Source organism: Dyella sp. 2HG41-7, from assembly GCF_021390675.1.
Taxonomy (GTDB): domain Bacteria; phylum Pseudomonadota; class Gammaproteobacteria; order Xanthomonadales; family Rhodanobacteraceae; genus Dyella_B.
The window spans coordinates 2368473-2380568 of the sequence record NZ_JAJEJV010000004.1 but is presented as its reverse complement, the minus strand read 5'-3'; the positions used below and the strand labels follow the sequence as shown (position 1 = coordinate 2380568).

The following is a 12096-nucleotide window of genomic DNA, read 5'->3' as shown; positions in this document are numbered from 1 at the left end:
TTCTGCGCCCTTCGCTCGACGACGGCAAAACATGAACTCGGCACACGAATTAAGTACGCTGTTGACTGCACTGCGCGCCCTGCATAGCGATGCGGAGCCCAAGGCAGCGCTCGCCACGATTACCCGCACACGGGGCTCCACGTTCCGGCGTCCCGGCACGCGCATGCTGGTATTGGGCAACGGAAAGGTGGTGTGCGAACTCTCCGGGGGATGCCCGCAGCGCGATATCGTCGCGCGCGCGCTCGACGTTATCGCCCGCGGCGAAACCAGCCTGGTTCGCTACAACGCCGAATCCGGTCTGGACGTGCTGATGGAAATGGGCTGCGGCGGCGAATTGGAGGTGCTTATCGAACCTCTGCTCGCGATGCACGACACGGACTTTATCGACGCATTGGCGAGCTGCCTCGGCGAACGGCATACCATCCATCTCGCGACGCAATTCGCGGTCGACAATTCGCCCATCATGCCGCGCCGACTGGTGTGGAACGGCCATCGTGTGCTGTACAACGATATCGAAGATGCAATGCTGGTCCAATCTATTTTGGAGAATGCATCGTCGTCGATGTTGCGACGCGCGAATACGCTGCATATGCCATCCATCGAGGGATCGACGGACGTATTAATGGAAGCGATCGAGCCGCCACATGCCTTGATCGTGATTGGCAGCAGCGCCGCGGCGCGCGCATTGCTGCCTTTGTCGAGCGCACTTGGCTGGCGAACCACCTTGGTCGATCACGATCCTGCCCGATTGCGCGCCACCGATCATCCTGCCGCATTGCGCACGGTATGCGCGACGCCTCGAGAACTGATCAACGCCGTTTCGTTGGACATGCATAGTTCGGTCGTGGTGATGACGCACAATCTCGAACAAGACATCGCTTATTTGAGCGTTTTGCGAGAGGCGCCGGTTGCGTATATCGGCGCACTGGGGTCGCGCGATCGCGTCGCGCGCATGCGTCACAGTTCCGCGCTGAACGGCTTGCATCTGCACGCGCCAGCCGGCCTGGATATCGGCTCGGAAACGCCCGAAGAAATCGCGCTTGCTATCGCCGCTGAAATCATGGCCGTGATCAATCGGAAAAACGGCGGCTCCTTGCGCAATAACAACGGCGCCATTCACTGATGCCGTCGCCGCGCCATGCATCCGTTGTGATCCTGTTGCTCGCCGCTGGCGAAGGCCATCGATTCGGCGGCGCCAAACAACTCGCCGACCTTGCCGGCGAACCCATGGCTCGGCGCGTCGCGCGTACGCTGCTCGGCGCCGATATGCCCGTACTCGTGGTGACCGGCGCGTATGCGGACGACGTGGAGGCGATACTGGACGATCTTCCGCTTGGCATCCGTCGCTGCGAAGACTGGCAGCTTGGCATGGGTCAATCGCTAGCGACCGGCGCGCGCGAATTGATGCATGCATTCCCGGAAGCTTCGGCGGCGCTTGTTTATCTGGCCGATCAACCGATGGTCGATATGCCGCTGCTCGATCGCATGATCCAACGTCATCACGAGGCTCCAGATCGTATCCTCGCGACAGCGCAGCACGATGTACAAGGTCCACCCGTTCTTTTTCCTCGCGATTGCTTCGATGCCCTGGCGTCTCTTTCAGGGGCGCACGGTGCACGATCGCTATTGCAGCAGCACGCATCGCGTGTCGAAGTGTTTTCCTCGCAAAACGGCATCGACGTCGACACGCCCGAGGACTTGCGTCGCGTGCACGTTGCGCTGGCCGTGGAATCTCGAAAATCCTGAAAACTGTAACGTTATATTCCAGCCGGCGTATTCAAAAGGAATGGCGGATTCGCTTATTTCGAATTGCTTTGCACGCCCTGATTAACGGAAGGCCTGGTTTTCGTCAGTTTTTCACATGAGAACCCCAAATCCATAAAGAAAACTGCGCCTAAACCATCTATTTTTTTTGTCATATCTGAGTAAAGTTCGCCCTGTCCGCCCAAATCTTGCTTTCGACAGCGATTGCGGCAATGCACCACGATACTTGCCGGCGCGCCACTGATCGCGTTTCGTCACGACATTTCAATGCGAGCATCTCGAGCTTCCAAAGGGAGGGATTCATGCCTAAAGGGGTAAGAGTCACGACCATGGCAGTCATCGCGACACTGCCGTTATCTGCCGATAGTGCCGTACGTCGCTTCTTGCCGACGCGATAACCAAACACTTGCTGCAAACGTTTTGCCCCGGTCGTTCGCGACCGGGCGTTAGCCGTTATCCAAAAAATATGCGCCGAACCAGGGGACACCGTCGATCAAAAGCGCATAGGAGGAAACCATACGTTGTGCGTGGTGCGTAGTCCTGCGTATTCCATTCATTCCGGTCGGGGAGGTTTCTGCAATGAGCAACGAACAGACTGCTGCGCGATTCTCCAATCCAGCGCCGCTGGGCTTGGCGGGATTCGCGTTGACGACGTGGCTGTTGAGCATGATCAATGCCGGTTGGTTTACCGGCGACGCAATGGGGATGGTGCTTGCCGTCGCCATGGCTTACGGCGGAACCGCGCAGATCATCGCCGGCATTATGGAGCTGCCGCGAGGTAATACGTTTGGCGCAACGGCGTTCGTGAGTTACGGCGCATTCTGGTGGTCGTTCGCGGCGTTCGTGCTGTTTTTGCACGACAAAGTACCGGGAGCCTTTGTGGGCTGGTATTTGTTTATGTGGGGCGTTTTTACGTTCTATATGTGGATCGGTACGCTGCGCGCGGCCCTTGCATTGCAGCTTATTTTCCTCGCGCTGTGGATCACGTTTTTCCTACTCGCCGCCGGCGAATGGACCGAGATGAAAAGTTTGCACACGGCTGGCGGTTACATGGGCCTGCTCACGGCGATATTCGCTTTTTATCTCTCAGCCGCCGAAATCATCAATGACGCGCACAAGAGAGTTGTCCTACCGACTGGTGCGCCAGGCGCCGGCTGAGCGTTCGAAATCCATAAGGCATTCAGTACGCCACGATAACGATAAGGAGCACCCCATGAAACGACATGTCCTGTTTCTGGCCCTTGCCGCGCTTGGTCTGACGATGACTGCTCCGGTTAGCGCGCAATCCAATAGCAGCCGGGACAAAGAGATCAAGGCGCTCAAAGCGTTGGTGGAAAAGCAGCAACAACAACTCAATCAGCAACAACAAGATTTGCAGCAAATGCACGAGGCTCTGAGTCAACTGCAAAACCAGCAAACGCAACAGCAAGGTCAGATCCAGCAAACGCAGCAGGCGCAAGCGCAAGTACAAGCAACCGTGGCGGCGGCGCCGAAGGCCGCAACGTTTACCAGCGCGCCGGGCGTCTCGGTCGCGCTACATGGTTTTGTCGACGCGACTGCTTTTTCGCAGAGCAAGGGATTCGTCTACGGCAACGGCCAAAATGCCGAATATCCGACACCGGGAGCGAAAGGCGATCTCAGCGGCGTGGATGTACGCAATACGCGTTTCATGTTCGATTTGACAGGCGCCAAAGTAGCCGGCGATTGGACTGGTGGCGGCCATCTGGAAATGGATTTCTTCGGCGGATACGGACTCGGCGCAGGAACCCCGACATACGGCGCCTATTCCCAACAACAGCCTCTGCCACGCCTGCGTCAAGGCTATATGTTGTTGAGCAATCCGGTAACGGGAAGCTCCATAAAAATCGGCCAGCAATGGGATTTGATGTTCCCGTTGGACGACCTGCCCGATTCGCTCAGCCACATTGCCTTCCCGCTGGGTTATGGCACCGGCATTATCGGCTGGCGTTTTCCGGGCATCGCGTTTTCGCAAGATCTCAATCACGGATCGGAAGGTCCACAGTGGCGATTGGATGTGGGCGCTTACGAGGGAACCTGGAGCAGTCCGGGTAGTCCGACCAATTACACTAGCGCCGGCAATGCCGGTTTCCGTCCGCAGATCGAGGCGAAGCTGCATGTCGAGCAGACGAAGGAATGGATGTTGTTTGCCGCTGCGCACTGGAGTCAGATCAACCTGGCCGGCGTCGGCGATGCGGAGGCGACGCCGATCAAGCGCCAATTCTCCAGCGAAGCGTTCGAACTCGGCGGCCAGTGGACACCCGGTCAATGGGTATTGAAGAGCGTGGTTTACACCGGTCGAGGCATAGGAGAAATCTTCGGCGACCTTTCGCAGTTCGGCGATATCAAAGACACCGGCGGTTACGTGATGGGCGGTTACAAGTTCACGCCCAATTGGAGCTTCAACTTGTTCTACGCCATCAGCAAGCCCAACGCGAACGACGTGATTCGCTGGCTGGGGCACGGCTCGACGGGGTATTTAAAAGATCGCCAAGGTGCCGCGAATGTGCAGTACACGGTGGGCGATTATGCGTTCGCGCTGGAGTGGATTCACGCGATCCTCAATTCCACGACGAATGGAACGAATCGCGAAAGAACCAGCGGCAATCAGATCAACTTGAGTGCTTACTACAAGTTCTGATGACTTAAGCGCGTTCCTCCCTCTGATCGCAGAGGGAGGAACCGACTTTCGCAGTCACCGTGCGGCCGATTGATCTGCGCCGTAACCACCGCCCAGCGCATCGATCAAACGAATAGACAGATCTGCTTGCTGACTTTCCAAGGCGGCAAGACGCTGATCGGCAAGCAGCAATTGCTGGCGGCTCGCCAAGGGCGTCAACGGCCCGCTAACGCCACCCTTGTACGCCGCGAACGCATCGCGCCAACTCTTATCGGCGTCCTGCTTAGCGCGTTGCTCCAATTCGATTTGCGTGCGCACAGACGCCAACGCCGAAACCAAGTCTGACACCTGATTCACGGCGCCGATGAGTAACCCGTTGTAGTGCGCAACTGCTTCGTCATAGCGCGCATCCGTGCCAGCGAGATTCGCGCGCAGGCGGCCACCATCGAAAATTGGCAGCGTCAGCGCAGGCTCGACCGCGTACGTGCGTGCCGGCAACTGAAACACATTGTTGCTGCCGCCGACGGCGACAAAGCCAGCCAAAGCGCTCAGGCTGATATTCGGCAGAAACTGCGTCTTCGCCGCTTTGATATCTTTGGATGCCGCTTCGACCTGCCAACGCGCCGCGACCAAATCGGCGCGTCGACCAATCAGATCGGCCTGCAACTTGTCGGGCATCGCAATCAAACCGGGGTCGAGCATATGCGGACGCTCGATACTCAGGCCGCGATCAGGCCCCTGCCCCAGCAAGACGGAGAGACTGCTGCGCGCCGCATCGATGGCGCGATCGGACTGCGCTTCTTCCTGCTTTGCGCTGGCGACCTGCGAATCCGCCAACGCTTCTTGCTGCGGCGTGCCGAGGCCACCGGCGACCAAGCGCTTTGTCAAGGCAAGCGTCTGGCTTGTACGTTGCAACTCGCCTTCCGCAACGTCTTTCTGCGCGAAGGCGTAACCCAATCCGACATAGGCGCGCGCCACGTTGACCGATAACTGGATGCGCGCCGCATATGCTTCGATTTCCGCGGCACGGCTTCGTCCCAATGCCGCTTCCCACGCGGCGCGCTTGCCGCCCCACAAATCCAGATCCCAGGAAAAATCCGCGGTAACGGACTTGGTCCAGGCAAAGGTACCTAGCGCGTCGATCGGATAACTGAAATCTTTGCTGGAAAGACGGGCGCCGATCGCACTGGCATCCAACTGCGCCTGCGGCATGCGCGCCGCATCAGCGGAATCTGCGACGGCCTGCGCCTGGCGCGCGCGCGCTTCGGCTTCCGCAAGGCTTGGATTGTTCTTCAAAGCCTCGTCGATCAAGGTGGTCAGTTGCGGATCGCGAAATTGAACCCACCAATCCTGCGACGGCCATGCGGTCGCGCTGAGCGGCACGTTCGCAAAGCTTTGTGAGCTCTTGAGGCTGTCCGGATCGATGGTCTTTCCGGTCGGGTGCAATCCGCCCGATGTCACGCATCCAGCCAACATCAGGCTCGCCACGCAGGCGGTAACCAAGGGGCCGTGAACGGAAGTTTTCAGCAATCGGCGCATGACTGGTTCACCGCGCCGTCGCTGTGTCATCGCCGCTTTCGCGGGGATGCACGATCAATGTCGCGGTCTGCCCCGCCACCAGCACGGTGCCCGCAGGCATGTGATCGGTATCGATACGCACGCGAACCGGAACGCGCTGCGCCAATCGAACCCAATTGAATGTGGGGTTGATATTGGCAAGCAGATCCGTACCCGTGGGATCGACCGCACCGGCGATACCCCGCGCAATGCCTTCCACCGTACCGTTCAAATGCGCACCGCCGCTCATCAACCGGATATCGACCGGATCGCCGACACGCACATGCGGCAATTTGGTTTCCTCGAAATAACCGTCGACCCAAAAGGTCTCGCTGTCGATCAGCGCCAGGCGCGGTGCTCCGGCGCTTGCGTAGTCGCCGACACGCACCAACAAGTTCGTGATGTAACCGTCATTGGGAGCGCGCACTTCGGTACGCTGAAGATTGAGCTCCGCGGTTGCCAGCGCAGCTCGCGCCTGCTTTACCGCTGCCATAGCTTGCTGTTGTGCCGCGAGAGCTTGCTCCTCACCCGCACGCGACTTGTCCCACGTGGCGCGCGCGGCATCAGCGGTGGCGCGCGAGTTCGTCAGATCTTCGTTGGAGACAACGTCTTTTAAATCCTGCCGCCGTTTGGATTGCGCGGCATACATGGCGAAGTTGGTCTTGCTTTGCGTCGTCGTCGCCTTGGCCGCATCGATATTGGCTTGCGCTGCAACTGTTGCCGCTTGCGCCGCGGCCAGATTCGCCTTGGCTTGTTCGACCGCATCGGCATAGCGGGCGTGATCGATCACAAACAACACGTCGCCCTTTTTGACCTGCTGGTTGTCGACGACGTTGACGGCTGTCACCAGGCCGGATACATCCGGCGCGATGCGCACCACATTGGCGCGGATACGTCCGTCGCGCGTCCAGGGCGAATACATGTAGTGCCGCCATAAGCCGTATCCGATCAACACGGCGAGAAGGACGAGAACGGCAGTAATGGCAAAGCGAATGTATTGAGTATTTTTCATGGGATTAAGGACCGAAAAGTTCGCCTTCCATCAATAAGCCAACAAGGCAATGCCGCCGAAAACGCAGACGAAAAAAGCAAGCCGAAACAGCGCCGGATGCCATACGTAGCGATAAAGCCCGTACCGTCCCACGATCCAGTCGAACAGAAATAACAACACGATTGATATGACAAACCACACCAGCAGGCCGGGAACGAGCGCGTCGCCGATGGCGATTTCACGTGGCATGAGCGACTCCTTCGGTCGTGGTTCGAGCAGGCATGTAAGCGGCCAGTACGGATTGATCGTCCAGCAACGCCAGACGCAACAGGTGCAGGTGATCCAGCAAGGGGCGCGTCGCTTCGTCGCTATCCAACATCACGGTCGCGGCGATGATGGCCGCGCGCGCCTGCTGATACGTATTTGCGTCTGGATGATCGAAAAGTTGTGCGATGGCGTCGATGGCCCGGTTGATCGCTTCGCGCATATCTTCCGGCAACGGGCGATTCGCCATATCGCTGCGCAACTCGATCAGCGTTCGCCCCACTTCATGCACGGACAAAGTCCAGGCCGTCAAGCTGCGCGAGGCCTGACTGCCCCGCTCCGTCTGCGCCACGATTTGCGCAAACAGATCGTGATTGACGCTTTCAAAGCGGCTGCGAAGACCAGGCAACGGCGCCGTCGCTGCCAGGCCAACTTGCCGACGCAATTGCTCCAGCTGACGACGGCGCAACCACAAGCTGCCCACCGCCGGAGGCACGAGCGCAAACGCCGCCGCCGCCGAACCGAGCGCCACGAGTTGCGCGAGCGCGTCATTCAAAAAATGGACGGCGTCGAAACTCATTTCGTTCTTGGCGGCCAGAATATACGTAAATCCAATGCAGTAACCCACGCCAACAAGCGTGGTTGTCGGCCACGCCATCAGCGCCACGCCTATCATGATGAACGGTGCGGTGCCGGCAATCAGCAGTCCGTATCCATCCATTTGCGTCAACACGACGAATAAACAAATGAAGCTTGCCATCATGCCGAGCAAAAAGCCGAAAAACGTTTTTCCGACTGCTTGCGTGGGGTTTGGCGCCGCCGCGAACAAACCGGCGAAGATCGTCGCCAGAATCATCGCCGAAGCGCCGAATGGCCAGGCCGAATTGATCCAGAACAAACTCAGGACCGCCAACGTGATGGCGGTGCGCATCGTCGCCAAACCGGCGCCCAGATAATCGTTGCCGCGCTCGAAACGAACGCGTTCCGCGGCGCCGGTAAGGCGCGGCGCTTGCAATGCGGAGGCGGTGTCGACGTAAGCGGTAAGTTCGTCGACGAAGCGATCGATCAGCGTGGCGCCCGTCTCGAAATCGAGCGCATCCGCATCGGACGCCATACCTGCGTACAAGGCGGTTTTGCTCTTGCACATAATTTGATGGGCATGCGCCAACCGAGGCAGCAGCACGCGTGCCGCGGCGCCCGCCTCAATAGGCGCATCGAGCGCCTCACCCAGCGGCTGATAGAGCTGGATCAATGCATTAGCTGCGACGTCGTGCCCATTCTGCTTTAAACGATTGATCAGATGATGCAGAGTCTGCAGGCTGGTGGATGCCGCCATGAAGCGCTGATTCAGCAGCAACATATGGCCGCTGCGTGCACGCGCCTCGGGATCTTCGAAAATCACTGCGCTTCGCAAATCTTCCAACGTCACCGCATCGCGCACGAAACGCAGGTGTGCATTTTCCAGGTCGCCACGCGCTACTTTGCCTGCCACGGCCTTTTGCACGAATTCGATAAAGTTTGCGAATTGCGCGCGACAGGCGCGGCGCAAGTCGTCGCGGATGCGACTTGGAAAAATCAGGTCGCTTACGGCGCCGGAAACGGCAATACCTAGGAGCACTTCGCTCACGCGCCACACAGCCGAGTCGAATGCGCCAAGCGGATTGTCGATAACGGGAACCGCGACGATCGCCGCCGTATAGCCGGCCAGCACAAAGGCATAGGAGGTGAAATTGCGATACAGCGTGGCGCCGCCGGAACACGCTCCGACCCACAGCGAAAGCGCCGACAGAAACAGCACGCGTTGCTGCGGAAAAAGCGCAACGATCAACAAACCTGCCCCTGCGCCGACCAAGGTGCCGACCGCGCGATAGAAGCTTTTGGCCAGCACCATGCCCGTCTGGCGGTTGGCGACGATAATGGTGGTAAGCATCGCCGTCGACGGTTGCGGGAGCGCCAGGCGCATGGCGAGCCAGCCAGTAATGTAATACGCAAGCAGCGACTTGAACACGAACAGCCAGACTGGCGATTCCGCGCGCAGACTTGCGGCGATGATGTCGCGAAGGCGGGGCGTTGTCGCTGGAATGTCGGTTACGGACATGACGACCTCAGTCTGCCAATCCGCTCAAAAATTTCTTCAACAGCTTTTCGAGCTGAATTTGTTCGGAAACGGTTAGGTGGCGTCCTTGCCGAGCCAACAACGCACAAATATCCGGAAGAAACCCTTCGATGGCCGCCTGCCCCTGCGGCGTCAAACTCAATTCGACCTTGCGGCGATCATCGGCGCTGCCGCTGCGGGCGATCAAGCCTTTTTCGCTTAGTTCGTTGGTGAGTCGCGTGATGTTGGCCGACTTCTCGCCCGCCGCATCCGCCAGCTCCGACGGCGACATCGTACCGCTGGCGGTGCCGTACAGCATCATCAGCAGGTTGTACTCGGGATGATTGATGCCGTAAGGCTTGAGGCGCAGATTGGCCTCGTCGTGCAACAACTTGTGAATATGCTTGATCAGCCGCACCAGCACACCCGGGCGGCGTGGAAAGGCGGGATAACGGCGGCATGTAACCGCCAGGCGCTGCTCAGTGGACGCAAAATCGGACATGGTCGCGCCTCGGTAAATAATACACTTATAGATATTATATAAATGTACTATTTACTTGTAAAGATGCCGCCGCTTTCCGACGTCGGCGGCATCAGCTTGTGGGCGCTGTAGATTCCCCTAAGCGACTAATGCTTCGCGCGCTTGCATGGCCAGCTCGAACGAGCGCTTGCGCAGCGCGTGATCGAATATGTTGGCGGTCAACATCAACTCGTCCGGACGATGGCGCTCGATAAAGGCCGCCAAACCTTCTTGCACCGTACCCGGCGCGCCTACGATCGCGCACGCCAAGGCCTGTTCGACCATGATTTTTTCCGCCGGCGACCAATACGAATCGATATCGTCGATCGGCGGCGGAATCAGACCGGGACGTCCGCGACGCAGATTCACGAAGCTTTGCTGCTGGGTCGTAAACAGCTTTCGCGCTTCGCTGTCGCTTTTAGCCGCCACGACATTCGCGCTCAAGATGGCGTAAGGCTTATCGAGTCGCGCAGATGGCTTGAAATCTCGCCGATAAAGCATCAACGCCTCATCCATGGCATCGGGTGCGAAATGCGATGCGAACGCAAACGGCAAACCCAGCGCCGCCGCAAGTTGCGCGCTAAATAAACTCGACCCGAGCAACCACACGGGAACATCGATCCCAGCGCCAGGCACGGCCCGCACGGCCTGCCCCGCGCTAGCTGGCTCGAAGAACGCGAGGAGCTCTTGTACGTCGTTGGGAAATGTCTCGGCGCCTTCGTAGTAACGACGCAGCGCGCGGGCCGTAGCTTGATCGGTACCGGGCGCGCGTCCAAGACCCAGATCGATGCGCCCCGGATAAAGCGACGCCAGCGTGCCGAACTGCTCGGCCACCTGTAGCGGCGCATGATTAGGCAGCATGATGCCGCCCGCACCCACTCGGATACGCGACGTACCGCCGGCGACGTGGCCGATCAACACCGCCGTCGCGGCGCTGGCGATGCCCGGCATATTGTGATGCTCGGCCAGCCAGTAACGCTTGTAACCAAGCTGTTCCGTCCAGCGCGCCAAGTCCAACGTATTGGCAAAAGCCTGCGTCGGCGTATTGCCCTCAATGACGGGAGCAAGATCGAGTACGGAAAACGGAATCATGCGAAGGCCTCGGTAGCGAAGCCTTCAATCTGGGGTCGATTGTTCGTAATGCCAGCGCTAGAACGCCTGAAGCTTCGGATATTCGGTCGTGAAATCGTTATCCCACAAGAAGTTGGTGAACGACACCGTTACCGAGATATCCAGGCCTTCCACGAAATGCCAGCATCCCACCGGCAAAAACAGTACTTCGCCAGGATTCAAGGTACAGGAAAGCACCTGCACATCCGCCATGCGCGGATAGCGCTGCAAGTCGATCTGTCGCCCGTCGACATGCGTAAAGCAGTGCTCGTGGTTATAGACATGCGCGACCTCGCACGCGGGCATCAACAGAATACGTTTGCGCCCGATCACCTGCGCCATAAAGTTGTTGGTCAGATCGTGATGGAATGGCGTGATGGTGCCGGGAGGACCAAACCATAGAAAACCTTGCGTGGAGCCCTCGCCGTTTAAGTACTCGGGAATCTGCACGATGTCCCGCCACAACTCGGCCAACGCCGTGCGATTTTTGCCTTCGTTGTACGCGGTCATGTAGAAGTCGTTGCTGCAACCGGCGTTGCGCACCATCTCGACGTAATCGCCGAACAACATCGTTTTGCGATGCGCCGTTTTGCGTAGTTCGTATTGCGTATCCGAATCGCGCCCGAACTGAATTTCAACTTCGCGATCGCCGCAGCGTTGCTTGAAATAATCCAAGCCCCATGTCGTCATGGCGGGCCAGTCTTCCATCATCCCGGTGATGATGACTGGGCGGCCGGCGGTGTAATACGCATCGAGAAATTCTTCGCGCGACAGCTTGTGTCGACGCGGGACTTCGGTGCTGCGCAAGCGATTCATATGGCGCTGCGTTTCGAGCACCCAATCGTGTTTCGCAAGACGACTGCGCAAGCGTTGCGCACCGTTGAGATACGGACTGGCCATCGCCTGCTGCAGCTCCTGCACGGCTTCTTCGTGCGGGATGCCGGCGCGCATCATCTGCTCGTAGATGACTTGCGGCAGCCCGTCCAACAGCAAATTCTCGGCGATCCATCGACGCCATTCGTTATCGACGTGGACAACCGGCTTTAACTCGACAGGGGCCATGACATTCCCTCGCTCATCGCCTGGCAGTAGTCGGAAGGAGCTTAGCGCAGCGTCCATTCCCGTGAAGCTGACTTTGTCGACGGAATGGCCATCCC

At 58.7% G+C, this 12096-nt stretch carries 11 protein-coding genes; 4 read left to right on the top strand and 7 right to left on the bottom strand.

Annotated features, from left to right (window positions below):
- Positions 1-31 precede the first annotated feature (31 nt).
- From L0U79_RS12075 to L0U79_RS12060, 4 genes are all read left to right on the top strand, one after another.
- Positions 32-1123, top strand: coding sequence for an XdhC/CoxI family protein (locus L0U79_RS12075; RefSeq protein WP_233842523.1), 1092 nt, complete (start codon positions 32-34; stop codon positions 1121-1123).
- Positions 1123-1746, top strand: a complete 624-nt coding sequence (locus tag L0U79_RS12070; RefSeq protein WP_233842522.1) for a nucleotidyltransferase family protein — start codon at positions 1123-1125, stop codon at positions 1744-1746. The genes L0U79_RS12075 and L0U79_RS12070 overlap by 1 nt, the downstream gene beginning before the upstream one ends.
- 597 nt (positions 1747-2343) lie before the next feature.
- On the top strand, positions 2344-2922 hold the full coding sequence (locus L0U79_RS12065; protein WP_233842521.1) for an acetate uptake transporter: 579 nt from the start codon (positions 2344-2346) through the stop codon (positions 2920-2922).
- A gap of 55 nt (positions 2923-2977) precedes the next feature.
- Positions 2978-4423 (top strand): hypothetical protein, encoded by a 1446-nt coding sequence (locus tag L0U79_RS12060; RefSeq protein ID WP_233842520.1) that lies wholly within the window; start codon positions 2978-2980, stop codon positions 4421-4423.
- Between the two features lie 54 nt (positions 4424-4477).
- Here L0U79_RS12060 and L0U79_RS12055 read toward each other — a convergent pair whose 3' ends face one another.
- The 7 genes from L0U79_RS12055 to L0U79_RS12025 form a co-directional block, all read right to left on the bottom strand.
- On the bottom strand, positions 4478-5941 hold the full coding sequence (locus tag L0U79_RS12055; RefSeq protein ID WP_233842519.1) for an efflux transporter outer membrane subunit: 1464 nt from the start codon (positions 5939-5941) through the stop codon (positions 4478-4480).
- A 7-nt stretch (positions 5942-5948) separates the two neighbouring features.
- Positions 5949-6971, bottom strand: coding sequence for an HlyD family secretion protein (locus L0U79_RS12050; protein ID WP_233842518.1), 1023 nt, complete (start codon positions 6969-6971; stop codon positions 5949-5951).
- Positions 6972-7001: 30 nt separating this feature from the next.
- On the bottom strand, positions 7002-7199 hold the full coding sequence (locus L0U79_RS12045; protein WP_233842517.1) for a DUF1656 domain-containing protein: 198 nt from the start codon (positions 7197-7199) through the stop codon (positions 7002-7004).
- A complete protein-coding gene (locus L0U79_RS12040) occupies positions 7189-9312 on the bottom strand; it encodes an FUSC family protein (protein WP_233842516.1) in 2124 nt (707 codons plus the stop codon). Before L0U79_RS12040 ends, L0U79_RS12045 begins: the two co-directional genes overlap by 11 nt.
- Before the next feature lie 7 nt (positions 9313-9319).
- Entirely contained in the window at positions 9320-9811 is a 492-nt protein-coding gene (locus L0U79_RS12035) for a MarR family transcriptional regulator (RefSeq protein WP_233842515.1), read from the bottom strand.
- A gap of 117 nt (positions 9812-9928) precedes the next feature.
- On the bottom strand, positions 9929-10921 hold the full coding sequence (locus L0U79_RS12030; protein WP_233842514.1) for an LLM class flavin-dependent oxidoreductase: 993 nt from the start codon (positions 10919-10921) through the stop codon (positions 9929-9931).
- A 57-nt stretch (positions 10922-10978) separates the two neighbouring features.
- On the bottom strand, positions 10979-12001 hold the full coding sequence (locus L0U79_RS12025) for a cupin-like domain-containing protein (RefSeq protein ID WP_233842513.1): 1023 nt from the start codon (positions 11999-12001) through the stop codon (positions 10979-10981).
- Positions 12002-12096 lie beyond the last annotated feature (95 nt).